Source organism: Terrabacter aerolatus, assembly GCF_007991735.1.
GTDB classification, from domain to species: Bacteria; Actinomycetota; Actinomycetes; order Actinomycetales; family Dermatophilaceae; genus Terrabacter; species Terrabacter aerolatus.
This window is the reverse complement of record NZ_BJYX01000018.1, coordinates 1-23,364: the sequence shown is the minus strand read 5'-3', so window position 1 is coordinate 23,364 and position 23,364 is coordinate 1. Positions and strand designations below refer to the sequence as shown.

Annotated in this window: 21 protein-coding genes and 1 pseudogene; 8 read left to right on the top strand and 14 right to left on the bottom strand. The window is 71.9% G+C overall.

From position 1 onward, the window contains the following. Positions 1 to 73: 73 nt before the first annotated feature. Genes TAE01_RS15325 through TAE01_RS15315 form a run of 3 tightly spaced genes read left to right on the top strand, consistent with a single transcriptional unit; the run spans position 74 to position 3,262 of the window. On the top strand, positions 74 to 1,897 hold the full coding sequence (locus TAE01_RS15325) for a glycoside hydrolase family 15 protein (RefSeq protein WP_147067690.1): 1,824 nt from the start codon (positions 74 to 76) through the stop codon (positions 1,895 to 1,897). Then, positions 1,884 to 2,585, top strand: coding sequence for a maleylpyruvate isomerase family mycothiol-dependent enzyme (locus tag TAE01_RS15320; protein ID WP_147067689.1), 702 nt, complete (start codon positions 1,884 to 1,886; stop codon positions 2,583 to 2,585). Before TAE01_RS15325 ends, TAE01_RS15320 begins: the two co-directional genes overlap by 14 nt. Before the next feature lie 2 nt (positions 2,586 to 2,587). Then, entirely contained in the window at positions 2,588 to 3,262 is a 675-nt protein-coding gene (locus TAE01_RS15315) for an MBL fold metallo-hydrolase (protein WP_147067688.1), read from the top strand. A 73-nt stretch (positions 3,263 to 3,335) separates the two neighbouring features. Here TAE01_RS15315 and TAE01_RS15310 read toward each other — a convergent pair whose 3' ends face one another. The 3 genes from TAE01_RS15310 to TAE01_RS15300 form a co-directional block, all read right to left on the bottom strand. Beyond that, positions 3,336 to 4,739 (bottom strand): ATP-binding protein, encoded by a 1,404-nt coding sequence (locus TAE01_RS15310; RefSeq protein WP_147067687.1) that lies wholly within the window; start codon positions 4,737 to 4,739, stop codon positions 3,336 to 3,338. Positions 4,740 to 4,758: 19 nt separating this feature from the next. Continuing rightward, entirely contained in the window at positions 4,759 to 6,417 is a 1,659-nt protein-coding gene (locus tag TAE01_RS15305; protein ID WP_147067686.1) for an NAD(P)/FAD-dependent oxidoreductase, read from the bottom strand. A 162-nt stretch (positions 6,418 to 6,579) separates the two neighbouring features. Beyond that, on the bottom strand, positions 6,580 to 6,909 hold the full coding sequence (locus TAE01_RS15300; RefSeq protein ID WP_147067685.1) for a hypothetical protein: 330 nt from the start codon (positions 6,907 to 6,909) through the stop codon (positions 6,580 to 6,582). A 164-nt stretch (positions 6,910 to 7,073) separates the two neighbouring features. Here TAE01_RS15300 and TAE01_RS15295 point away from each other — a divergent pair, with 164 nt between their 5' ends. The 4 genes from TAE01_RS15295 (at position 7,074) to TAE01_RS15280 (ending at position 10,615) form a co-directional block, all read left to right on the top strand. After that, positions 7,074 to 7,895 (top strand): C40 family peptidase, encoded by an 822-nt coding sequence (locus TAE01_RS15295; RefSeq protein ID WP_222594146.1) that lies wholly within the window; start codon positions 7,074 to 7,076, stop codon positions 7,893 to 7,895. Continuing rightward, entirely contained in the window at positions 7,892 to 8,767 is an 876-nt protein-coding gene (locus TAE01_RS15290; RefSeq protein ID WP_147067683.1) for an EamA family transporter, read from the top strand. Before TAE01_RS15295 ends, TAE01_RS15290 begins: the two co-directional genes overlap by 4 nt. A gap of 45 nt (positions 8,768 to 8,812) precedes the next feature. Then, complete coding sequence (locus TAE01_RS15285; protein ID WP_147067682.1) at positions 8,813 to 10,186, top strand: MFS transporter; 1,374 nt, start codon at positions 8,813 to 8,815, stop codon at positions 10,184 to 10,186. Between the two features lie 174 nt (positions 10,187 to 10,360). Next, entirely contained in the window at positions 10,361 to 10,615 is a 255-nt protein-coding gene (locus TAE01_RS15280) for a hypothetical protein (protein WP_147067681.1), read from the top strand. Positions 10,616 to 10,731: 116 nt separating this feature from the next. Here TAE01_RS15280 and TAE01_RS15275 read toward each other — a convergent pair whose 3' ends face one another. From TAE01_RS15275 to rpsA, 10 genes are all read right to left on the bottom strand, one after another. Next, positions 10,732 to 11,826 carry a TerC family protein gene (locus tag TAE01_RS15275; RefSeq protein ID WP_246111384.1) on the bottom strand — a complete coding sequence of 365 codons (1,095 nt, stop codon included), beginning with the start codon at positions 11,824 to 11,826 and terminating at the stop codon, positions 10,732 to 10,734. 259 nt (positions 11,827 to 12,085) lie between these two features. After that, entirely contained in the window at positions 12,086 to 12,481 is a 396-nt protein-coding gene (locus TAE01_RS15270) for an MmcQ/YjbR family DNA-binding protein (RefSeq protein WP_147067680.1), read from the bottom strand. Positions 12,482 to 12,529: 48 nt separating this feature from the next. Next, positions 12,530 to 14,644: an excinuclease ABC subunit UvrB gene (uvrB, locus tag TAE01_RS15265; RefSeq protein ID WP_147067679.1), complete on the bottom strand. Its 2,115-nt coding sequence runs from the start codon at positions 14,642 to 14,644 to the stop codon at positions 12,530 to 12,532. Then, entirely contained in the window at positions 14,571 to 15,068 is a 498-nt protein-coding gene (locus tag TAE01_RS15260) for a YciI family protein (protein WP_147067678.1), read from the bottom strand. Before TAE01_RS15260 ends, uvrB begins: the two co-directional genes overlap by 74 nt. A 74-nt stretch (positions 15,069 to 15,142) precedes the next feature. Then, positions 15,143 to 16,192, bottom strand: coding sequence for a lipoate-protein ligase LplAB (gene lplAB / locus TAE01_RS15255; RefSeq protein ID WP_147067677.1), 1,050 nt, complete (start codon positions 16,190 to 16,192; stop codon positions 15,143 to 15,145). Between the two features lie 45 nt (positions 16,193 to 16,237). After that, entirely contained in the window at positions 16,238 to 17,446 is a 1,209-nt protein-coding gene (gene coaE, locus TAE01_RS15250; protein ID WP_147067676.1) for a dephospho-CoA kinase, read from the bottom strand. Between the two features lie 8 nt (positions 17,447 to 17,454). Further along, entirely contained in the window at positions 17,455 to 17,916 is a 462-nt protein-coding gene (locus TAE01_RS15245) for a PPOX class F420-dependent oxidoreductase (RefSeq protein WP_147067675.1), read from the bottom strand. A gap of 1 nt (position 17,917) precedes the next feature. Beyond that, the gene (locus TAE01_RS15240) at positions 17,918 to 18,580 is read right to left on the bottom strand and encodes a TetR/AcrR family transcriptional regulator (RefSeq protein ID WP_147067674.1); all 663 of its coding nucleotides are present in this window, start codon (positions 18,578 to 18,580) and stop codon (positions 17,918 to 17,920) included. 263 nt (positions 18,581 to 18,843) lie between these two features. Beyond that, positions 18,844 to 19,773 carry a glycerophosphodiester phosphodiesterase family protein gene (locus tag TAE01_RS15235; protein ID WP_246111383.1) on the bottom strand — a complete coding sequence of 310 codons (930 nt, stop codon included), beginning with the start codon at positions 19,771 to 19,773 and terminating at the stop codon, positions 18,844 to 18,846. 109 nt (positions 19,774 to 19,882) lie between these two features. Then, the gene (gene rpsA / locus TAE01_RS15230) at positions 19,883 to 21,394 is read right to left on the bottom strand and encodes a 30S ribosomal protein S1 (RefSeq protein WP_147067673.1); all 1,512 of its coding nucleotides are present in this window, start codon (positions 21,392 to 21,394) and stop codon (positions 19,883 to 19,885) included. 163 nt (positions 21,395 to 21,557) lie between these two features. On the opposite strand from rpsA, the gene TAE01_RS15225 reads away from it, so the two are divergent. Then, positions 21,558 to 22,385 carry a class I SAM-dependent methyltransferase gene (locus TAE01_RS15225; RefSeq protein ID WP_186815233.1) on the top strand — a complete coding sequence of 276 codons (828 nt, stop codon included), beginning with the start codon at positions 21,558 to 21,560 and terminating at the stop codon, positions 22,383 to 22,385. Between the two features lie 70 nt (positions 22,386 to 22,455). Here TAE01_RS15225 and TAE01_RS15220 read toward each other — a convergent pair. After that, positions 22,456 to 23,364 (bottom strand): annotated as a pseudogene (locus TAE01_RS15220) (hypothetical protein); the annotation flags it as partial.

The window sequence follows — 23,364 nt, the reverse complement described above, 5'->3', positions numbered from 1 at the left end:
GCCGTCCTCGCGACGCGCCGCGCACCCACGCCCGCCCCCGGCGCCCGGCCCGGCGGGACGGCATACTCACCCCATGAGTGCGCACGTGCCCACGCCGATCGAGGACTACGCCGTGCTCGGCGACCTCGGCACCGCCGCCCTCGTCAGCCTCCGCGGCTCCGTCGACTGGCTGTGCCTGCCGCGCTTCGACTCGCGGGCCTGCTTCTCGGCGCTGCTCGGCACGCCCGAGCACGGTCGCTGGCTCATCGCCCCCGCCGACCCCGACGCGGTGACGACCCGGCGCTACGTCGGCAACTCGTTCGTGCTCGAGACGACCCACGAGACCCCGACGGGCCGGGTGCAGGTCACCGACGTCATGCCGCTCGGCGACGGGCGCTCGGACCTGCTGCGCCGGATCGAGGGCGTCGAGGGCACCGTGCGGATGGTGCACGAGTGGACCGTGCGCTTCAACTACGGCCGGACGCGTCCCTGGGTGGCACGCCACACCGACGACCGTGAGGACCACACCGACGAGATCATCACGGCCATCGCCGGCCCCGACATGCTCGTGCTGCGCGGGGCCCGGCTCCCCCACGCCCGCGACGGCCACCACGTCGACGAGTTCGACGTGGTGGCCGGGCAGGTGCTCACCTTCTCGACGACGTGGTTCCGCAGCCACGACGCAATCCCGCCACCACTGAGCGTCCGCGCACGCATCAGGGAGACGATCGCGCGCAGCGAGGAGTACGCCGCCCGGAGCGACTACGTCGGTCCCTACGCCGACGCGGTGACGCGCTCGCTCCTCGTCCTGCGCGGGCTGACGCACCAGGAGACCGGCGGCATCGTCGCCGCGGCGACCACCTCCCTGCCCGAGGAGTTCGGCGGCGAGCGCAACTGGGACTACCGGTTCTGCTGGCTGCGCGACGCCGCCCTGACGCTCGAGGCCCTGCTCGGCTGCGGCTACGTCGAGGAGACCGCGCTGTGGCGCGACTGGCTGCTGCGCGCCGTCGCGGGCGACCCGGAGGACATGCAGATCATGTACCGCGTCGACGGGGGGCGTGACCTGCCCGAGCGGGTGCTCGAGCACCTGCCCGGGTATGCCGGGTCGCGCCCCGTGCGCGTCGGCAACGCGGCCGTCGACCAGCGGCAGACCGACGTGCTCGGCGAGGTCCTCATCTCGCTCGACCACGCCCGGGCCCGCGGCCTCGAGGAGACGGACGACTCCTGGCACCTGCAGCGCTCGCTCGTCAACCACCTCGCCGAGCACTGGGAGGAGGCCGACAACGGGCTCTGGGAGATCCGCGGCCCGCTGCGCCACTTCACCCACTCGCGCGCCATGGTCTGGGCCGCCTTCGACCGCGCCATCCGCGCCGTCGAGCAGCACGGCCTCGACGGTCCGGTCGAGCGGTGGCGCGAGCTGCGCGACCAGGTGCGCGAGGAGGTCCTGGCAAAGGGCTTCGACGCGGGACGCAACAGCTTCGTCCAGCACTACGACACGACCGAGGTCGACGCGTCGCTGCTCATGCTCTCGTCGATCGGCTTCGTCGACGGCGACGACCCGCGGATGCTCGGCACCATCGCCGCCGTCGAGGCCGACCTCCTGCGCGACGGGCTCGTCATGCGCTACCGCACCGACACCGGCGTCGACGGCCTGTCCGGCGACGAGCACCCCTTCCTCGCGTGCTCGTTCTGGCTCGTGACGGCCTACGCGAAGGCGGGTATGACGACGGAGGCCACCGAGCTGATGGACCGACTCGTGGGCCTGACCAACGACGTCGGACTGCTGTCCGAGGAGTACGACCCCGTCGGGAAGCGCATGGTGGGCAACTTCCCCCAGGCCTTCTCGCACCTGACGCTCGTCGGCGCCGCCCTGGCCCTGGCGAAGGCCACCGGAGAGGCGACGCATGAGACACGCTGACGTGACACCGGCCCTCGTGGCGGCCGAGACCGAGCGTCTCGTCGCCACCGCGGCGTCGTTCCGCAACGACGCCGTGCTCGCACCGTCGCTGTGCGAGGGGTGGTCCCGCGGGCACGTGCTGGCCCACGTCGCCCGCAACGCCGACGCCCTCGTCCGGGTGTGCGACGTGGCCCTGACCGGCCGCCCCGACACGATGTACGACGACGCCGACTCGCGCGATGCCGACATCGACCGCGGGGCCCGCCGCGCCGCCCACGACCACGCCACCGACATCCGCGACAGCGCGGCCCGACTCGCAGGACGCCTCGAGGCCCTGCGTCCCGAGCACGCCGAGGTGCGCGTCGAGCGGACCCCGGGGGGCTTCCCCATCGCCGTGGGGATGGTGACGTTCATGCGCCTGCGCGAGGTCGTCTTCCACCACGTCGACCTCGACGCCGGCTACACGTTCGCCTCCGCACCCCGGGAGGTCGTGGCCCTGTTCCTGCGCGACGCCGCGAACCGCCTCGCGCACGCCGACGCGCCTCCGTCGCTCCACGTCGTCACGACGGAGGGCGACGAGCACGTCGTCGGTGAGGGCGCGACCCGCGCCACGGGTTCGGCGGCGGACGTGCTGCTCTGGCTGGCCCGCGGCCGCTCCGACGGCGTCCGTTTCAACGGCCCCGTCCCGACCCTTCCCTACGGAGGCTGACCATGTCGCAGCACGACTCCTACACCGGCCACGTGTCGCCGGACGGTCCGGCCGGCGTCAGGGAGCTGCCCGCCCTCACCATCCGCAAGCTCGAGGTCGGCGGCTTCGGCAACAACGCCTACCTGCTGACGAGCCGGGCCACCGGTGCCCAGCTGCTCGTCGACGCCGCCGCCGAGCCCGACCGGATCCTCGAGCTCGTCGGCGACGGAGGGCAGGGACTCGACACCGTCGTGACCACCCACCAGCACCACGACCACGTCGGCGCGCTCGCCGCGGTCGTCGCCGCGACCGGCGCTCGCACCGTCGCCGGCACCGACGACGCCGACGCCCTGCCCGTGCCCGTCGACGTGCGGGTCGAGCACGGCGACACCGTCACCTTCGGCGACATCACCCTCGACGTCGTCCACCTGCGCGGCCACACGCCGGGCTCGGTCGCGCTCGCCTACGCGGACCCCGACGGGCACACCCACCTCTTCACCGGCGACAGCCTGTTCCCCGGCGGCGTCGGCAACACGAAGAACCCCGGCCAGAGCTTCGACGCGCTCATCGAGGACGTCACGACCCGCGTCTTCGACGTCTACGACGACGACACGTGGTTATACCCGGGGCACGGCGACGACTCGACTCTGGGCGCCGAGCGTCCTCACCTCGACGAGTGGCGCGCCCGAGGCTGGTGACCGCCCGACCCGAGGGCACGGCATACGTCGTCGGTGACGACCCGATGGCGTATGCCGTTTGCGTCGTCCCCGCTCAAGCCGAGGTCGAGCGGGGAGCCTTGACAGGCAGGCGAACCCGCAGGCGCGTGTCGCCCGGCTGTGACTGGATCTCGAGCGAGCCGCCGTGCCGCTCGACGACGATGCGGTGCGCGATGTCGAGGCCGAGGCCCGTGCCGCGGCCGACGTCCTTCGTCGTGTAGAACGCCTCGAACGCGCGTTGCTGCACCTCGGGGCTCATGCCGTTGCCCGTGTCGGCGACCTCGACGAGCACGGTGTCCCCGTCACGACGGGTCGTCACCGTCAGGGTCCCGACCCCCTCCATGGCCTCGACCGCGTTGTCGACGAGGTTGGTCCAGACCTGGTTGAGCTCGCCCGGCATGCCGTCGACCAGGGGGACGTCGCTACCCCAGTCGCGCACGACGGTCACCCCCGGGCGCAGGCGCGGGCCCATGACGAGCAGGGTGCTCTCGAGGCCCTCGCGCACGTCGACCGGCTGGTGGGAGGCCCGGTCCATCTGGGAGTAGGACTTGACGCCGGCGACGAGCTCGGAGACACGGCGGGTGGACTCACGCACCTCGGCGAGCAGCGAGGCCACGTCGATGGTGCGCGCGACCCAGCCGAGCGAGGCCGCGAGCCCGTCCTCGGGGCTGGCCCCGGCGGCGCGGGAGACCCAGGAGAGGTCCGCGCCGGCCGACACGAGCGAGGCGGCGAGCTCCCACGGGTGCGGCACCCCGGATCGGTCCAGCCACTCCCCCAGCTCCTCCTCGCGATCGGCCGTCTCGAGGGGGTCGGGCAGCGTGGTCGGCGCCACGAGCTCGCGCCGCAGTGCGTCGAGCTGGCCGAACTGGGTCGCCGTCAGCCCGCTCGAGGCCATCTGGCGCAGCGCGTCGAGCAGGCCGTCGCAGGCCCGTTCGAGCTCGGCGGCCGAGCGCACCGCCGCCGCGGCAGGGTTGTTGATCTCGTGCGCGAGTCCGGCGGCCAGGGTCCCCAGCGTCACGAGCCCGCTGCGCTGGGGGGCCGTCGCCTCGATCGACCTGGCGGTGCCGTAGAGCCCGGCGACGAGGTGCGCGGCGAAGGGGAACCACTCGTCGGCCAGCTGGTGGAGACGCTCGGCGGGCACGCACAGCAGCCGGCCGGGCGTGACGCCGCGGGCCGTCGCGAGGTAGACGCCGTGCTCGTCCCAGGCGCGGAACCTGCCGGCCCAGCGTCCGGGCACGTCCATCCGGCCGACGACGACGTCCTCGCGACCCACGTGGCGTGAGAGGTCGAGCGTCCCGTGGACGACGACCCACCAGTGGTCGGCGCGGTCGCCCTCGAGCCACATCACCTCGCCGGGCACGATGGGGACCTCGGACCCCGCGCCGAGCAGCTGCGCGAGCTGGTCGTCGCGCAACCCGTCGAAGAGCGGCACACCCCGAAGGTCTGGGAGCTCGAGCATCGCGTGTCCCGTCCGGCCGTCAGGTCGTGGCGAGGTAGCGGTGGACGAAGTAGACCGACATCGAGCCCTCGCCGACGGCCGAGGCCACGCGCTTCATCGAGTCCGAGCGCACGTCACCGGCCGCGAAGACCCCCGGCAGGCTCGTCTCGAGCGCGAACGGCGGCCGCGCGAGCGACCACCCACGGGCAAGCGGACCGGTCACGAGGTCGTGCCCCGTCACGACGAAGCCGTGGTCGTCGCGCACGACGTCGGCGCCCAACCAGTCGGTCCGGGGCGTCGCGCCGATGTAGACGAAGAGCCAACCGGCCGGCACGTCCGCCGTCCCGCCCGTGTGCCGGTCCGTGAGCGTCAGGCGCTCGAGGTGGCCGTCACCGTCCGCGCCGGCCACCTCGGTACGACACAGCACGCGGATCCCCTCGTGGGCCCGGATCCGCTCCACGAGGTACTGCGACATGCTCGCCTCGAGCGAGTCGCCGCGGACGAGCAGGGTGACGCGCTCGGCGTACCGGGCCAGGTTGAGCACGGCCTGCCCTGCGGAGTTGGCCGCCCCGACGACGTAGACCTCGTCACCGGCGCAGGCAGCGGCCTGGCCGGCGTTGGAGCCGTACTGCACGCCTCGGCCGACGAGCGCGTCGATGCCGGGAGCGTCGAGCCGCCGGTACGAGACACCCGTGGCGAGCACGACGCTCCGTGCCTCGATGTCGTCCGCGCCGTCGAGGCGGACCGCCCTGGCGGGGCCGCGTGCCTCGAGGGCGACGACGTCGCGGGCGAGCACCATCTCGGCACCGAACCGCCGGGCCTGGGCTATGGCGCGCTGCGCGAGGTCGGCGCCGGACAGGCCGCGCGGGAACCCGAGGTAGTTCTCGATGGCCGCGCTCTGACCCGACTGGCCGCCGGGCGCGTCGTGCTCGACGACGACGGTGCTCAGTCCCTCGGACGCCGCGTAGACGGCGGCCGCGAGCCCGGCCGGGCCTCCGCCGACGATGCAGAGGTCGTAGAGGTCCCGCTCCGCCCTGGTGCGCAGGCCCAGGGCCGTGGCGACCGTCAACGCAGTGGGGGCGCGCAGCGTCTCGCCGTCCGGCACGAGCACGAGGGGCAGGTCCTCCGGCCCGGCTCCCGCGAGGTCACGCAGCCGAGCGCCCTCCGCGTCGAGCTCGACGTCGAGCCAGACGTAGGGGACGTGGTTGTTGGCGAGGAAGGTCTTGACGACCTGGCTGCCCTCGGACCACCGGTGCCCGACGACCCGGACGTCGTGGCCCTGCTCCGGGTGGGCGTTGTGCCAGTCGGAGAGCAGGTCGTCGACGACCGGGTAGAGCCGGTCCTCGGGCGGGTCCCAGGGCTTGAGGAGGTAGTGGTCCAGGCCGATGTCGTTGATGGCCGAGATCGCGACGTCCGTGTCGGCGTACGCCGTGAGCAGGAGCAGCTTCGCGTCCGGCACGTCGGCCCGCACGCGTGCCAGCAGCTCGATGCCGGACATGGACGGCATGCGCTGGTCGGAGGCCACGAGCGCCAGCGGCTGTCCGCGCAGCAGGAGGCGCACGACGAGGTCGAGGGCCTCGGCGCCGGAGGGTGCACGCAGGATGCGGTGCTCGGCCCCGTAGCGGGCGCGCAGGTCCCGCGCGATCGCCGCCGAGACGGGCGCGTCGTCGTCCACGGTGATGATCGCGGGCCTCGCCACGGCCTCAGCGTACGAGCGGGATCGCTTGCCGCGTGGGCGAGTCGGGCAGATCACCCGGTGGAGGTGACGGTCCCCGCGGCGCGCACCGGGACACGCCGGACAAAAGGGGACGACAGGGGGGACGAGAGCCGGTGGGCCCGACCGGCCGTGGGGCGCACCTGCCTACTGGGCGCCCTCGAGGTCGGGCCGCGGGTCGGGATCGGTGTCGGGGTCGAGCTCGGCGATGAGCGACTCGAGCTCGGACCGGAGGAAGTCGAGATCCGGCGGGACGTTGGTCATGAGGATGTGCCGACGCGGGTTGTTCGCGACGGCGAGCCCGACACCGAGCCGGGACCGGCCGTGCTTCTCGCGCCAGATGTGCTCGAGGTGCGGACCGCCGGTCCAGTCCACCGGGGCACGGAGCCACCCCTTCACGTCGACGAGGTCCCCGTCCGGGCCGTGACGTCGGTTCTTGGGGGATTCGAATCCCTCGAAGGTGATTCGCGCTTCCATACCTCTGACGGTACGGCTCCGGACGCGCGCCGACCAGTACCCGGGCCAGGTCCACGGCGATTCGTGAGGGAAGAGACAGGCTCAGGCGGTGGGCCGCTGCGCGCGCACGTCCCGGCACCCGGGCAGCCCGAGCGCCGTCGTCGCGTGGTGCGAGGATGACGGTCGTGAGCTCGACCGTCGCCGCCGCCCCCCGCCTCCCTGCCACCCAGGTCGTCCGTGTCCCGGTGACGACCGTGTGGTCCGGCCCCGAGAGTCCGCGGGCCGTCGACCGGCCCATGGTGGCGGACGACCCCGACGTCACGGAGTGGCTGGCGGCGCTCGACGCGCACGCCTCAGACGACGAGTCGGGAGACGGCCGCCTGGGCCTGCACGGCCGCGTCGAGACCCAGCTGCTCGTGGGCGAGCCGGTCATCGTCACGCAGACGCGCCGGGTCGAGGGAGCCGGGTCGTGGTCCCAGGTCCTCGCCCCGTGGCAGCTGTCCCCCGAGGAGCCCCGGGGCTATCCGGGCTGGGTGCCCTCGGCCCACCTGTCGCCCGTCGCCGACACGGGGCCCACGCCCCAGCCGACCGCCGACCTGGTCCCGACCGTGCCGTCGGACCACGGGACGCACGAGCCGTTGGACCACCCCGCCGTGACCGAGGCACGCCGGCACATCGGCCTGCCCTACCTCTGGTCGGGCGTCTCCCCCCACGGCTTCGACTGCTCCGGCCTCGTGCTGCACGCCTGGCGGCGGATGGGTGTGGTCGTGGCTCGCGACGCCTACGCCCAGGCCGGCTTCGCGGCGCCGGTCGAGCTCGACGAGGTGCGCTCCGGCGACCTCTACTTCTTCGCGAGGTCCGGCCGCCGCATCCACCACGTCGGCATCGTTGTGCGTCCCGGCCGCATGGTCCACGCCTCCGAGACCGGTGGCGTGCTCGTCGAGGAGGACCTGCCCGACGACCGCATGGCCACGCTCGTCGCGGCCGGGCGCCTCCCGATGCCGTGAGCGTCGACCGCCGCACCGCTCCCCTTCTCGTCCTCGCCGGGGTCGTCTCCGTCCAGTTCGGCGGGGCCTTCGCCGCGACGCTCGTCCCCCGCATCGGGGCACCCGGCTCGGTGCTGCTGCGCCTGCTCTTCGCCATGGTGATCCTCTGTGCCGTGGCGCGACCGTCGTGGCGGGGCCGCAGCCGCTCCGACTGGGGCACCGTGGTGCTCTTCGGGCTGGCCCTCGCCGCCATGAACACCTCGTTCTACGCCTCCCTGGCACACCTGCCGATCGGCGTCGCCGTCACCATCGAGTTCCTCGGGCCGCTCGGCCTGGCTGCCGCGCTGAGCCGCCGCCCGAGGGACGTCGTCGCCGTGGCCGCGGCTGCGGTGGGGGTCCTGCTCGTGTCGGGGGTGTTGCACACGTCGTGGGCGCGGCTCGACCTCGTCGGGGTCGGCTTCGCCGCGTTCGCGGGGGTCATGTGGGCGGCCTACATCGTGCTGAGCCAACGCACCGGCCGGGCGTTCGGGGGCCTCGACGGGCTGGCCCTGGCGCTCATCGTCTCGACCGTCGCCGTCGCTCCCCTGGGCCTGACGTCGGTGGACCGCTGGACCCCCGGCGACGTCGCGCTGGGCCTCGGGATCGCCGTCCTGTCCTCCGTGCTGCCGTACTCCCTCGAGCTCGTCGCGCTCCGTCACCTGGCCCAGCACGTCTTCGGGATCCTGCTCAGCCTGGAGCCGGTCGTGGCCGCGCTCGCCGGGCTCGTGGTGCTCCACCAGGTGCTCGACCGGAGCCAGGTGGCGGGTATGGTCCTCGTCGTGCTCGCCAGCGCCGTCGTGCTCGGCTCGCAGGCTCGCCCCGAGTCGCCGGACGCCGGCATGGGACCGGGATGACGACCGCCTTGACCTCAGGTCGACTCGAGGTCCTACCGTCGCCGCATGACCTCGGGCACCATGCGCACTGACCCACCGCCGGCCGTCCCCGACGACGGGGGCGGCATCATGTCGCCTGCCCTGAGGGCCACCACCGTCGGGGTGCTGGCGCTCGTGTCGCTCCACGCCTTCGAGGCACTCGCCCTGACCACGGTGATGCCGACGATCGCCCGTGACCTCGACGGAGCAGCGCTCTACGCGATGGCCTTCACCGCGACCCTGGCGTCGGGGATCGTCAGCATCGTCTGGTCGGGCAACCTCGCCGACCGTCGCGGTCCTCGCCCTCCCCTGCTGCTGGGGCTCGCGCTCTTCGCGACCGGGCTCGTCGTCGCCGGCCTCGCCCCGTCGATGGGGTTGCTCGTGGCGGCGCGCGTCGTGCAGGGCCTGGGGGCGGGCATGACGAGCACCGCGCTCTACGTCCTCGTGACGCGCGTCTACCCCCAGCGACTGCACACGGCGATCCTCGCCGGCTTCTCGGCCGCCTGGGTCGTGCCCTCGATCGCCGGCCCGTTCGTGGCCGGCGTCATCACCCAGACCATCGGGTGGCGCTGGGTCTTCGGCCTCGCGCTCGTCGTGCTCGTCGTGGCGGCCGTGCTCCTCGGGCGCATCCTGACCGGGCTGCGCCAGGAGGTCGTGGACGTGCCGTGGCGGACCCGCTCCATCGCGGCCTCGGGAGTGCTCGCGGTCGCCGTGCTCGGCCTCAACGCCGCCGCCGACCGCCTCGACGCGCTCGGGATCGCCGTGGCGGTCGTGGCCCTCGTCGTCGTCGCCCTGACCCTGCTGCCGCTCACGCCGCGCGGGACGCTTCGGGCCGCCCAGGGGCTGCCGACCGACATCGCCCTGCGCGCCCTGGCGTTCGCCGCCTTCAGCGGGGCCGAGGTCTACCTGCCGCGGTTGCTCACCGAGCGGGACGGCCTCAGCCCGAGCCTCGCCGGGGTGGCCCTCACCGTGACCGGGGTGACGTGGTTCGTCGGCTCATGGGTGCAGGGGCGCTGGGACCGTCGGTTCGAGATCGGTCGCACCGCGACGGGGTCCCTGGCCGCGATCACCGTGTCACTGGCGGCGTTGGCAGGTGCGGTGGCCCTCGACTGCCCGACCTGGGTCGTCATCGCTCTCTTCCCCGTCGTGGGGCTCGGCATCGGCACGCTCTACCCCCGCGTCACCGCGCAGGCGCTCGCGCGGGCCGGGAGCACCGAGCAGGGGCTCGTCAGCTCGGCCCTGCAGATCGGCGACTCCTCGGGGGCCGCCACCGCGATCGCGCTGTCTGCCATCGCCTTCGCCGCTGCAGGCGGGACCGTCCCGGGGGCGTATGCCGTCGTCTTCGCCCTCATGGCCGTGCCCGCCCTGCTGGGTTGGTCCGTGGCCCACCGGGTGCGCTAGCCGGAAACGCGTGCCCGGATCGGGACCTTGGTCCCTGCCGGGGCCCGACGTCCGGCCGTATCTTCCCTGTCACGCCCACCCCTCGAGCGCCGCCCTGATCGGGAGCCGACGTGGCGGCCGGCCGTCCCACCTCGATGACGCCCGGCTGCACCCGTGCACCGCCTTGGAGCCCGCATGTCCCAGCCGCTGAACCTGCCCGCCCTCGCCGACGTGTCGGTCACCCGCGTGTCGTCCATGACGATCCGCGAGCTCATCGGCGCCCTGACCGCCATCGAGGACCGCCTGCGCCATCTGCCGACGTTCGTCCCGCTGGGCGGGCAGCTCGTGACCAACCCCGAGCGCCGGCTGCTCCTGCGCCGGCAACGGATGGTCATCGCCGGGCTGCGCAGGCGCCGCGTCGCGCTGCGGCGGACGCTGCCGAGCCGCTGACGCGGCGAGAATGCCCGGGGGCACCCTCGTGGGCGGCCCGAAGGCACGATCCGGATCGGATCGGCCCGGCCCGGCACGGCCCGAGTCGGGCCGTGCCGTGCCGTGCCGTGCCGGGGTCAGGGTGCGTCGTGCGTCGCCGCCCGCCGGTCCACGTGACGGGCGGGGTCGTCGTCCACGACGGGGGCCGACTCGTCGCCGTCACGCCGTGCCGGCGCGACGTCGGTCTCGGACGCCTCGAGCTTCGCGTCGCGGTTGGACTTCCAGAGGCTGGCCAGGGTGGTCACGCCGAGGATGACGACGATCGCGCCGAGCGAGACGAGGATCGGGATGTCGGGAACGCCCTCGAGCGGCTGACCGCCGTTGATGAACGGCAGGTTGTTCTCGTGCAGGGCGTGCAGGACGAGCTTGACGCCGATGAACGCGAGCAGCACGGCGAGGCCGATGCTGAGGTAGACGAGCTTCTTGAGCAGGCCGCCGATGAGGAAGTACAGCTGCCGCAGACCCATGAGCGCGAAGATGTTGGCCGTCAGGACGAGGAACGGTTCCTTGGTCAGGCCGTAGATCGCCGGGATGGAGTCGAGAGCGAAGAGCAGGTCGGTCGTGCCGAGCGCCAGGATGATGATGAGCATCGGGGTGATGAGGCGCTTGCCGTTCTCGAGCACCGTCAGGCGGGTGCCGTTCCACTCCTTCGTGGCCGGGAAGCGCTTCTCGATCCAGACGAGGAGGCGGTTCTCGTGGTACTCGTCGTCGTCGGACTCGCCGCCGGTGGCGAGCTTGACGGCCGTGTACACGAGGAAGGCGCCGAAGAGGTAGAACACCCAAGAGTAGGCGTTGATGACGACCGCACCGAGGGCGATGAAGACGCCGCGCAGGATGATCGCGATGATGATGCCGATCATGAGCGCGGACTGCTGCAGCTTCTGCGGGACCTTGAAGCTGGCCATGATGAGCAGGAAGACGAAGAGGTTGTCGACCGACAGGGAGTACTCGGTGAGCCAGCCGGCGTAGAACTCACCGGCGTACTGGCCACCCCACTCGAACCACACGAAGAGGCCGAAGAGCACCGCAGCCGTGACGTAGAACGCCAGGTGCCGGCCGGCCTCGGCCATCGACGGCACGTGCGGTCGTCGTGCGATGACGAAGACGTCGACGAGCAGGAACACGGCCATCAGGCCGATCATGAGGAACCAGCCCCACATGGGAACGTTCATGGGCACAACCTTCCGGTCACCAGATCAGTAACCGGAGGTCTCTCCCGCCCGACGTCGTGTCGGACCGACGGGACCGGGAGAGGTGGTGAGACCCACTCCGTGATGACGAGCCCGTCGTGTCGGGGATACTCCCCTCCGTGAACGCCTGAGTCTTTCACTCTCGGTGCCGCGCCTCAAATCGATCCCGCCACGTGGGCGTGGCGTGTCGCCCGCCGTCCCTGCCGACCGGGCCTCACGTCGAAGACCTCGGTCGAAGGCCTCAGTCGGCGGGGACGGCGCGCGACGGGTCCACGGGCGCCGGCCGCCTGCTGCGCGGCAAGCCGGAGACGACGAGCTCGTAGGAGGTCTCGATCGCCTCGGGGAGCTCGTCCGCGCCGATGGCCCCCGTCGTGCGCAGGGTGTTCCATCCGTGCCGACCGATGTAGGCCATGACGGTGGCGTCGTCGGGATAGCGGTGCAGCCACTCGTCGGCCTCGGCCCGGCTGCGGGCGCACTTCACGCCGATCGAGGCGCCACCGAGGAAGACGAAGATCTTGTCGCCCACCTTGGCGACCGTGTCGCCGTCCCACGGCGAGTCCTCCCACGCCCCGGGCAGACCGAGAGCCGCGGCGCGCAGCCGGTCGGCCACCTCGCGACCCGTGCGTCCGTCGACCATCACGCTGACCTCACGTCGTCACGTCGTCACGTCGTCGGTACAGAGCCCTCATCGCGTCGCGGCACTCATCTGCCGCAGCTCCTTCTTGAGGTCGCCGATCTCGTCGCGCAGGCGTGCGGCGAGCTCGAAGTGCAGCTCCGCCGCAGCCTGGTGCATCTGGGTCGTGAGCTCCTGGATGAGGCCGGCGAGGTCCGCTGCCGCCATGTCGGCCGGGCGGTTGGTCGAGCCGCCCGCGGAGACGCCGACGTCGGCCGCCATCGCGCCGCGGCCCGATCCCGTCTTGCCACGGGACTGGATGCGGCCGGAGCCGAGGAGCTCCTGGGTGTCGGCGTCCTCGCGCTCGAGCAGGTCGGTGATGTCGGCGATCTTCTTGCGCAGCGGGGTCGGGTCGATGCCGTGCTCGGTGTTGTAGGCGATCTGCTTCTCCCGGCGGCGGTTGGTCTCGTCGAGCGCCTGCTCCATCGACGGGGTCATCTTGTCGGCGTACATGTGGACCTGGCCCGACACGTTTCGGGCCGCACGACCGATCGTCTGGATGAGGGAGCGGGCCGACCTGAGGAAGCCCTCCTTGTCGGCGTCGAGGATCGACACGAGCGACACCTCGGGAAGGTCGAGGCCCTCGCGCAGGAGGTTGATGCCGACGAGGACGTCGTAGACGCCGGTCCGCAGCTCGCGCAGCAGCTCGACGCGGCGCAGCGTGTCGATGTCGCTGTGGAGGTAGCGGACCCTGATGCCCTTGTCGAGGAGGTAGTCGGTGAGGTCCTCGGCCATCTTCTTGGTCAGCGTCGTGACGAGGACGCGCTCGTTGCGCTTGGTGCGCTCCTGGATCTCGTGCATGAGGTCGTCGATCTGGCCCTTGGTGGGCTTGAGCACGACCTCGGGGTCGATGAGTCCGGTCGGCCGGATGATCTGCTCGACGGGCGGACCCGACTTGGCCAGCTCGTACTCCCCCGGCGTCGCGGAGAGGTAGACCGTCTGCCCGATGCGCTCGAGGAACTCCTCCCACTTCAGCGGCCGGTTGTCCATGGCGCTGGGCAGGCGGAAGCCGTGCTCGACGAGCATCCGCTTGCGGGACATGTCGCCCTCGTACATCGCGCCGATCTGCGGCACCGTCTGGTGCGACTCGTCGAGGACGAGGAGGAAGTCCTCGGGGAAGTAGTCGATGAGGCAGTTCGGCGCCGAGCCGGACGTGCGCCCGTCGATGTGGCGGCTGTAGTTCTCGATGCCGTTGCAGAAGCCGACCTGGCGCATCATCTCGAGGTCGTAGGTCGTGCGCATGCGCAGGCGCTGGGCCTCGAGCAGCTTGCCCTGCTTCTCGAAGAGGGCCAGCTGGTCCTCGAGCTCGAGCTCGATGCCGCGGATCGCGCGCTCCATGCGCTCGGGGCCGGCGACGTAGTGGGAGGCCGGGAAGACGTACATCTCCTGCTCCTCGTTGACGACCTCACCGGTCACGGGGTGCAGCGTGTAGATGCGCTCGATCTCGTCGCCGAAGAACTCGATGCGGATCGCGAGCTCCTCGTAGACCGGGATGATCTCGACGGTGTCGCCGCGCACGCGGAAGGTGCCACGGGTGAAGGCGAGGTCGTTGCGGGTGTACTGCATCTCGACGAAGCGACGCAGCAGGTCGTCGCGCACGACCTCCTGGCCGACCTTGAGCCGGGCCATCCGGTCGACGTACTCCTGCGGCGTGCCGAGGCCGTAGATGCAGGACACCGACGCGACGACGATGACGTCGCGCCGGGTGAGCAGGGAGTTGGTCGCCGAGTGGCGCAGGCGCTCGACCTCGTCGTTGACCGAGCTGTCCTTCTCGATGTAGGTGTCGGTCTGCGGGATGTACGCCTCGGGCTGGTAGTAGTCGTAGTAGCTGACGAAGTACTCGACGGCGTTGTTGGGCAGCAGCTCACGGAACTCGTTGGCGAGCTGGGCAGCGAGCGTCTTGTTCGGCGCCATGACGAGGGTCGGCCGCTGGACCTGCTCGATGAGCCAGGCGGTCGTGGCGGACTTGCCGGTGCCGGTCGCGCCAAGCAGGACGGTGTCGGTCTCCCCCGCCTTGACCCGCCGCGCGAGCTCGGCGATCGCCGTGGGCTGGTCACCGCTCGGGGTGTACTCGGAGATCACCTCGAAGGGTGCCACCGTGCGCTGGAGGTCGGTCGTGGGACGCATGGCTCAACCGTACGTCGCACGACCGACAGTGCCCATTTCCCTCGTCCTCCCAGACGTGGGCGGGGCGCAGCTCGACGGTGTCTCCGGGGCCGGCGAACCGGACCGCGAGCTCCTCGGCGCGCTCCCGGGTGGCGACGTCGAGCAGGAAGAAGCCGGCGAGGTGCTCCTTGCTCTCGGCGTAGGGCCCGTCGGTCGCGACGGTCCCGGCCACGTCCCAGCGGTAGAGCCGGGCGGCGGCGGGATCGCCGAGCGCCTCTCCGCCCTTGAGCTCGCCGCTGCGGGAGAGCTCCTCGAGCATCGCGTCGAACGCGGCTCCCCCGCGTTCACGCTCCTCCGTCGGCCGGGCCAGGGCCTCGGCGACGAAGTCGCCCGTCGGGTGGCCCCACGGCTGCGGGTTGGAGTGGATGAGGATGACGTACTTCATGAGTGCCCCTTCGGTCGTGGCGGCCAGTCTGCCGCCTCGGACGAGACGTCGGAGCCGTCAGTCCCTTCTCGACGTCACGGCACGCGGTGGGTCCACTCGGGCGTCGCGAACTTCTCGTCGACGAGCCGCTGGGCGCTCGCGAGCTCGGCGGGCGTGTAGTCGGACTCGGACGAGCGGTAGCGTCGGGAGAAGGAGGCCGCGAACGACTCGAGGATCGCCTCCCGGGTCATGCCGGTCTGCGAGCGCATGGGGTCGACGCGCTTGTTGGCCGACTTCGTGCCCTTGTCGCTCATCTTCTCGCGCCCGATGCGCAGGACCTCGAGCATCTTGTCGGCGTCGATGTCGTAGGCCATCGTCACGTGGTGGAGCACGGCGCCCGAGGCGAACCGCTTCTGGGCAGCGCCGCCGATCTTGCCGCGGTCGCTCGCGATGTCGTTGAGGGGCACGAAGTGCGCGTCGACGCCGACGTCGGCGAGAGCGCCGATGACCCACTCGTCGAGGAAGGAGTACGACCGCTCGAAGCTGAGGCCCTCGACGAGCGAGGTCGGCACGACGAGCGAGTACGTGATGGTGTTGCCGGGTTCCATGAACATCGCCCCGCCTCCGGAGACGCGCCGCACGACGTCGATCCCGTGCTGCCGCGCCCCGTCGGGGTCGACCTCGTTGCGCACGGACTGGAACGAGCCGATGACGACGAGCGGGCTGTCCCAGTCCCAGAAGCGCGCCGTCGGGGGCCGCGTCCCGGCGGCCACCTCCCGGGCGATGACCTCGTCGAGGGCGACGTGCAGGGCCGGTGCGAGCACGCGGGCCGGGATGACGTCGAAGTCGTGGTCGTCCCACCCCGTCGCCTTGCCGAGCGCCCGGCGGATCGCGATGCCGATCGACTCGGCGGTGAAGCCGATGAGCGACACGTCGTCCGCGAGGGCGCCGGTGACGGCGCCGGCGAGCTGCTCCACGCCGGCCTCGACGGGCATGCCGGTCAGGGCGGCGTTGATGTCGCCGAGCGCCTCGTCGGGCTCGAGGAAGAAGTCGCCCGACACGCTCACCTCGGCCAGCCGGCCGTCCACCTCCTCGAGGTCGACCGCCACGAGCTTGCCACCGGGAACCTTGTACTCACCACGCATGCCACCCACAACACCACGAACTGACTGCGTATGCCGGGTGCCTCCCTAGCGTGGCTGCCACCCCGTGCGCGCGGCCCAGTCCGACGCGCGCTGCCAGGCGCCCTCGAACCACGGCTCCTTGGCCTCGACGTAGTCGGACGTCGTGTCGTGGAGCGCGAGGAGCCGACGCTTCTCGGCGGCGTATGCCTCCTTCTCGGGGGCCTCGTGACGCAGCCAGTCGCGGAACAGCAACGCGAAACGCCAGCCGGCAGAGCCCTTCTCGCGGACGTGGACGTTCACGTTGTTCTCCGGGTCGCAACCACCGAGGAAGCGCTTGACCCAGTCCTCGGGGTCGGAGCCGAGGGGGTGGGGCGTGTCGCTGTGCACGCCGTGCGCGAAGACGAAGCCGGCATCCGCCAGGGCGCGTCGCACGTCGTCACGGTCCGCGTCGACGAGGCGGTGCACCCCGACCTGGACGTCGATGACGTCCTTGGCGAGCAGCCCGGGCACGGACGTCGACCCGATGTGCGACACCTCGGTGACGACCCCGGTGGGGGCGAGTGCGGCGGCGAGGCGTGCGACGACGCGCTCGGCGCGCGGCTCCCAGTCGGCGCGCGGCCCGACGACGACGTCGGCCGCACGCTCGGGTCGGCGCGACCGCGTGCCGTGCACCAGGTTCGCGGCATACGGCTCGAGCCGGGTCGCCCAGAGGTCGTCGACGGCACGCACGAGCTCCTCCGGGGCGCCGGAGTTGTCGAGGACGACGTCGGCGACGGCGCGCCGCTGCTCGTCCGTGGCCTGCGCCGCGATGCGGTGGCGGACGTCCTGCTCGGCGAGGCCGCGCTGATCGACGAGCCGGCGGACCCGGGTCTCCACGTCGGTCTCGACGACGACGGACAGGTGCTCGTGCACCCAGAGGCCGCGCTCGACGAGGAGCGGCATGTCGTAGACCGAGATGCCGCTTCGAGGGGCTGCGGCTCGCAGTTCGGCGACCCGGGCGCTGATCGCGGGTCCCGTGATCGCATCGAGCGCGTCGAGGGCGACGCGGTCCGGGAAGACGAGGGCGGCCAGGCCTGCCCGGTCGAGCGAGCCGTCCGGGCGGACCACGCCCTGCCCGAACCGCTCCCGGATCCGTTGCAGGGCGGGTTCGCCCGGCTCGACGACCTCGCGCGCCACCGCGTCGGCGTCGACGACGTGCGCGCCGAGCTCACCCAGTCGACGCGAGACGGTGGACTTGCCCGAACCGATTCCTCCGGTGACCCCGACGCGCAGCACGGACGACCTCAGGCGAGGCGCGCGGGGAACCCGCCGGTCGCGACCGGACCCCAGCGGGTCGGGGTGATGCGCAGCAGGGACTTGCCCTGGTCGCGCATCGCCTGGCGGTACTCGTCCCAGTCGGGGTGCTCGCCGGAGATGGCCCGGAAGTAGTCGACGAGCGGCTCGACCGACTCCGGGAGGTCGATGACCTCGCAGTCGCCGTCGACCTGGACCCACGCCCCGCCGAAGTCGTCGGACAGCACGAGGACGCTGACCTGCGGACGGCGTCGGGCGTTCGTCGTCTTGGCGCGCTCGGGGTAGGTCGAGACGACGATCCGGCCCTGCTCGTCGACGCCCCCGGTCACCGGGGAGGCCTGAGGACGTCCGTCGGCACGCTGCGTCATGAGCACCATCGAGTGGCGCGGCCGGACGAAGTCGAGCATGGCGTCACGGTCGACGTCGGTGGTGGTCGCGATCTGGCGGGGCATCTCAGTCCTCCTGCGTTCGGTTGCTGGCACGGTCGTAGATCGCGACGAGTGCCTCGGCCAGCCAGTCGGCGTACATCGCGTGGGTCCACCCGCAGCGTCGCACGAACCGGTCGTAGGTCTCGGGAGCCGACACGGTCCAGACGATGTCGATGAAGCGCTCGCGGTCGAGCCCGGACGGCAGGCCGTGGGCACGCTCGAGCGCGTTGAGGGCATTGGTGTTGCCGACCCGTCGCTCACGGTCGATGGTCGCGACGAACTCCTGCAGGCTGCTGTCGTTTCCCGGGCCCTGAGCGAGCAGGACGCCGAGGAGCGGGCCGACGCGCTCGTAGATCGTGGCGCACAACGCGGCATACGCGCGCATGAAGGCCTCGTGGTCGGGAGCCTCCGACATGGCGCGGAACTCGGGCCGGTCCTGCATGGCCACCGGGGCGTCGTCGCCGACGAGCATGACGTCGTAGACCGCCTTGACGACGGCGGCCTTGCCGCCGACCGCGTTGTAGACGGTCTGTGCGCTGACCCCGGCCGCGCCGGCGAGGGCGCTGACCGACATCGCGTGGTAGCCGTCCCGGAGCAGCATCTCGCCCGCGGTCTGGATGATCCGTCGGCGGGTCGCCTGCGCCGCCTCGGCCCGGGAGCTGTTGTCGTACGCCCGGTCTGTTGACATCGGAGCCCTTCGAAAGCATCATGAGTCCGCTGGAACGGCGTTCTAGCGAATGGGTGGGGTCCAGGGGTCCCCACCCAGCTGCTGCCGGTCGCGGTGGCGGCGCCGACATCGGTGCCTGTCGACCGAACGAGTGTGCCACGAGCGCCACAGCTCCTGCCCCGGCGGGGCAACCGGGAGGGGGAGCGAGGGGCCGGACCCACGGGGGTCCGGCCCCTCGCTACGGACAGGCTCGCCCACCTCGCCCGGGCACCGGAGTCCCGCGTTCAGTCGGCGGTGCGCGCCAGCACGGCCGACGCCCGGTCCGGGTGGTCCGTGACGAGACCGTCCACCCCGGCGGCGACGAGGTCGCGCATGCGATCGGCGTCGTTGACGGTCCACGGCAGGACGGCGAGACCGGCGGCGTGGGCGTGCTCCACGAAGGCCTCGTCGACGAGGTCGTGCTCGGGCGAGATGACGTGTGCTCCGACGGCGACGGCACCCGCACAGACGTCGTCGTGCGACTCCCCCACCCGGACGCTTCCTGTCCACGGGCTCCCCACGACCCAGGTCACCCCGGTCTCCACGAGCGCCGAGCGCAGCACGTCCGGTGCGAGTCCGGCCGAGAGCTCGAGCACGGCCCAGTCGAAGGAGTGGACGAAGCACCGGTGCTCGACCGACGCGTCGTGCACGCTCTGCAGCACCCCCTCGACGAGCTGCCGACGGCTGCGTGCCTCGCCCGCGTCGCGCGGGTCGACCTTGAGCTCGACCGTCCACCACACGGACGGGTCCCGGACCAGACCGTGAGCGAGGACCTCGTCGAGGGTGCAGACGTGCGCACCCGGGGACGGGCGCTGGCCGGGGAAGCGCGCGAGGGTCCGGCTGCCGATGTCGACCGTGCGCAGCTGCTCGAGCGTCAGGTCACGGACGCGTGCCCCGACGAGCTCCGGGCTCGACGACGTGCACTGCTCGGGCGAGAGCACCGGGTCGTGCCAGACGACGACCTGGCCGTCGGCCGTCAGGCGGACGTCGAGCTCGATGCCGGTCACCCCGGCGTCGAGAGCCGCGTCGAAGCTCGCCAGGGTGTGCTCGACCACCAGCCCCCGCGCTCCCCGGTGCCCCTCCACGTCGAACCGGCCCGACACCCACGGACCCGGGCGCACCGGCGCCCGCGGAGGTGCCGAGGCGGGCGTGTCGCGGGGCTGCGATGGCTGCACCGGACCAACCTAGCCGCGCGTCGCCGGCCGCGCCTGCCCCCGCGACAGACGCACGAGAGCCCCGGACCGTGACGGTCCGGGGCTCTCGGGTGTTGCGGGGTGACTGGCGTCAGTTGCCCGTCAGCTTCTCGCGAAGCGCGGCGAGCGCCTCGTCCGAGGCCAGCGTGCCCTCGACGGGAGCCGGGGCGTTGCGCGGGGCGCGCTCGCCACGGTCGGCGTCGCCGGCCTCGGCGACGTCACCGGTCGCGGACGAGTAGGACGTCGCAGAGCCGGCGTTGGCCGCAGCCTCGGCGTCGGCCTTCGTCGCGGCGTCGACCTGGGCCTTGTGGGCCTCCCAGCGAGCGTGGGCGTCGGCGTACTGACGCTCCCACTTCTCGCGCTGGGCGTCGAAGCCCTCGAGCCACTCGTTCGTCTCCGAGTCGAAGCCCTCGGGGTACTTGTAGTTGCCCTGCTCGTCGTACTCGGCGGCCATGCCGTAGAGCGTCGGGTCGAACTCCGACGCCGAGACGGCCTGGTCGTTGGCCTGCTTGAGCGACAGCGAGATGCGACGACGCTCGAGGTCGATGTCGATGACCTTGACGAAGATCTCGTCGCCGACGTTGACGACCTGCTCCGGCAGCTCCACGTGGCGCTCGGCCAGCTCGGAGATGTGCACGAGGCCCTCGATGCCGTCCTCGACGCGAACGAACGCACCGAACGGGACGAGCTTGGTGACCTTGCCGGGGACGACCTGGCCGATGGCGTGGGTCCGGGCGAAGTGCTGCCACGGGTCCTCCTGCGTCGCCTTCAGCGACAAGGAGACACGCTCGCGGTCCATGTCGACGTCGAGCACCTCGACGGTGACCTCGGTGCCGACCTCGACGACCTCGGACGGGTGGTCGATGTGCTTCCACGACAGCTCGGAGACGTGGACGAGACCGTCGACGCCGCCGAGGTCCACGAACGCACCGAAGTTGACGATGGAGGACACGACGCCCGAACGGACCTGGCCCTTCTGGAGCTCCTTGAGGAACGTCGTGCGCACCTCGGACTGCGTCTGCTCGAGCCAGGCACGGCGCGACAGGACCACGTTGTTGCGGTTCTTGTCGAGCTCGATGATCTTGGCCTCGATCTCCTTGCCGACGTACGGCTGGAGGTCGCGGACACGGCGCATCTCGACGAGCGAGGCGGGCAGGAAGCCGCGAAGGCCGATGTCGAGGATGAGACCACCCTTGACGACCTCGATGACGGTGCCGGTGACGACGCCGTCCTCTTCCTTGACCTTCTCGATCGTGCCCCAGGCGCGCTCGTACTGCGCACGCTTCTTGGACAGGATCAGACGGCCTTCCTTGTCCTCCTTCTGGAGGACGAGGGCCTCGACCTCGTCACCGACCTTGACGATCTCGCCGGGGTCGACGTCGTGCTTGATGGACAGCTCGCGCGAGGGGATGACGCCCTCGGTCTTGTAGCCGATGTCGAGCAGGACCTCGTCCCGGTCGACCTTGACGATGCGACCCTCGACGATGTCGCCGTCGTTGAAGTCCTTGATGGTGGCGTCGATCGCCGCAAGGATGTCTTCCTGAGAGCCGATGTCGTTGATGGCGATCTCAGGCGCGGTCTTCTCGACCGTGTTGGCAGTCATGTAGTAGGAACTCCGATTGTGGACGGTTAGATTGGGGCCCTCGCGGCGGCGGCCGTCACGGCCTGTGCCCCGATGCCTTGTGGACAGGTTCAACATTGAGCGTGCGCACACGAATGCGCTCGGCAATCCTATCCGCGCTGTCAGCACCCGGTCAAAAGAGACGATGTATGCCGTGAGCACGCCCACCGAGGCCACCCGCCGTCCCGCTCCCCCGGCCGAGACGGCCACGGCCAACCGCACGTGGTGGGACCACGAGGCCGGCTCGTACTACGTCGAGCACGGCTCGTTCCTCGGCGACACCGACTTCGTCTGGGGCCCCGAGCGCCTCCGCGAGGAGGACGCCCGCCTGCTCGGCGACCCGGCCGGGCGGCAGGTCCTCGAGATCGGGGCCGGCTCGGGGCAGTGCTCGCGCTGGCTCGCCGCGCACGGCGCGACGGTGGTGGCCACCGACATCTCCGCCGGCATGGTGGCGACCGGGGTGGCCGTCAACGACACCCTCGACCCGGCGCTGGCTCCGGCCCGCGTCCCCTTCGTCCAGTGCGACGGCCGGGCCCTGCCCTTCGCCGACGCGTCGTTCGACACGGTCTTCACGGCATACGGTGTCGTGCCCTTCGTCGGGGACTCCGACGTCGTCATGCGGGAGGCGGCCCGGGTGCTGCGGCCCGGGGGACGCTTCGTCTTCTCGACGACCCACCCCGTGCGGTGGGCGTTCCCCGACGACCCGGGTGCCGGGGGGCTGACGGCTCGCCACTCCTACTTCGACCGCACGCCGTACGTCGAGCAGGACGAGGCGGGTCGCGCCACCTACGTCGAGCACCACCGCACCCTGGGTGACCGGGTGCGGGAGATCGCCGCGGCCGGCCTCGTGCTCGTCGACCTCGTCGAGCCCGAGTGGCCCGAGGGCCACGACCAGCCGTGGGGCGGCTGGTCGCCGTTGCGCGGCCGCATCATCCCCGGCACGGCGATCTTCGTCTGCGACAGGCCGAGCTGACTCCCGGGAGCCGCCGAGACGTCGAGAGGCCACGAACCGGTCCCGGTCCGTGGCCTCTCGTCGAGCCGGCTCAGAGGAAGCGTCGCCTGAGCAGCACGCTCCCGCCGGCCAGTCCGAAGACGCCGAGGGCAGCCGCTGCGCGACCGGCGTTCGCCGATCCCGCGCCGTCGACGCCCGCCAGCTCGTAGGAGTAGGCGGTCGCACCCATCGCACCGACCGGAGCGCCGTACGCCATCCCCTCGGCCTTGGCGCGCCGCGCCCCGACCTCGATGAGGGCGTACTTCTCGCCGTAGTCGGCCGCCGTGGCCTTGCCGGCCGCGACGAGCTTCTTCGTCCCTTCGTCGGAGAGGCGTCGCGCCCCGTCCTCGAGAGCGGGCGCCCCGGCCGCGGCGTCGGTCAGCCCGGCGGCGAGCTTGCTCGTCCCTCCGGCTGCGTCCGCCAGTCCACTGGCGAGCTGACCCGCACCGGTCTCGAGCTTGCCGGCGCCGTCGTCGAGCTGACCCGCACCACTCGCCAGCCTGCCGACGCCGGCGTCGAGCTGACCGGCACCGGAGGCGAGGTCACCGGACCCCTTCGCGAGCTTCGCGGCTCCCGCGCCGAGGTCCTTGGCACCCGTCGCCACCTGGGAGGTCCCGCCGTGCACGCGGTCCGCTCCGGCCGTGAGCTGGTCGACCGCGTCGACGAGGTCGAGCCCGCCGAGGCTCAGCAGGTCGACGCCGCTCTGGAGGTCGTTGACGCCGCCTCGCAGGGTCTGGTTCTTCGCCGTGTCCTTGGGGCCGCCGATGCCACCCTGGACCTTGGCGACGACGCCGTCGACGAGGGTCGTCACGCCGGTGTCCACGAGGTCGAGACCTTCGAGCAGGCCGGGAACCTTCGGGTTGCAGATCCCCGTCAGGGTGGTGTTGCTCAGGCCGCACTCGACCTCGACGAGCCCGTAGGCGGCGTCGCTGAGCTTGCCCTTGAGGACCCCGAGACCGCC